Raw genomic sequence first — 1282 nt, 5'->3', positions numbered from 1 at the left:
GCATCTACTTCATAACTAACGATTGTATCAATGCGTTTTTTCAGTTCCGTTTTACTTAATTGGAGCAGCCGTGAAGGTTCCATGTTCTTATCATCTGTATCGGGTGTATAGAATCCAAAACGATGTTTCCCATTCCTATTCCATCTTTGAAAAGCGTCTTCATCTACGATATAAGGTAGACCGTTATTTACAGACTCAATTGTAATAATTTGCTCATTTCCGTCTGCATCTTGCCCCATTACATAAGGAATTAGTGCTGTAATAATAGCTTCAGAGTTTTCAGTACGCTTAACGCTGTTTAGATCCTTACCAACTGTTATTTCTTTTCCTTTATCTGCCCCTCTACGTTCGATAAAGTCAATTTTACGTTTAATAGTATTGGCGCCACGTAATTCTACTCTGTAACGTAATTCCCCCTTTTTTTCAAATAAACCAGGTAATTGAGATAAAAGAGAAAGTGGAGCCACAAATTCTTTAGCGGTCATCGTTCGTTTTCCGGTTACTTCTACAATTCCTCGCTCCCAATCTGTTTTCTTAGTAGCGAAGTCAATATATTGCTCAGGAGTCATAGATTCAAATTTTTGAGGTTTGATAAAGTCATCGGAACCCATAAGAACCCATTCACCTGAGGCAAATATAGTAATAGTCTTATTGGATGTATCTTTCTCAATCTCAGTAATTACATAAGGTACTAAAACTCCTGGGCGTGTCTCTTTTATTATTAAATTTTGTTGTTGTAAGTAAGTCTTGTATTTTGAGTTTTCAAGAATAGTAATATCCAAAGTATCTACATTGTTTTGAAGTTCCCAATGGCGATTATCCGCTACATATTCGCTAGGCTTCATGGAAGCAATGACCTGTTGAGTCTTATAATCGATGATGTGTAATTCTCCACTTATTTTTCTCATATCTTATAGGTACCTTTCTCTATACTTTAATTTCGCCCTTCCTATTTGTGCTGGCCGGACAATAATTTCATTTTCACCCTCATCCACTATTGGGTATTCACTGAATAAATCTTTTAAGGGAAGGGCGCTCCTGCCATTTATACTAGCTAGTGATTTTTCGGTATCGATAATTACTTTATCCCCTACGTCAACAATATAAGGCGTTTCATCTACGTCCACATTGTAGAGTTTCCACACTTTCAATTCACTTATTAGTAAATCCATGACAGTTGATAATGCTCCGTATTGTAGGAATGCAATAGCAACCTTAGAAATCGGTTTTGCTGTAGCGGTATTACTATTAGAAGCATCGTCTAAATATTCAACTAGTGACG

The 1282-nt window shown here is 36.4% G+C and carries 2 protein-coding genes; both read right to left on the bottom strand.

Features of this window, described 5'->3' with window-relative positions:
- Positions 1-908: phage tail spike protein (locus tag KVT27_RS23235; protein ID WP_217582030.1), on the bottom strand; the 908-nt coding region annotated here is incomplete at its 3' end.
- A gap of 3 nt (positions 909-911) precedes the next feature.
- Positions 912-1282 (bottom strand): phage distal tail protein (locus KVT27_RS23230; protein ID WP_217582029.1); only part of this gene is annotated, 371 nt, incomplete at its 5' end.

It is taken from the genome of Lysinibacillus sp. GbtcB16 (genome assembly GCF_019091145.1).
GTDB lineage: Bacteria > Bacillota > Bacilli > Bacillales_A > Planococcaceae > Lysinibacillus > Lysinibacillus fusiformis.
Note: the sequence above shows the minus strand (reverse complement) of the source record. Positions and strands in the feature narration are given on the sequence as shown.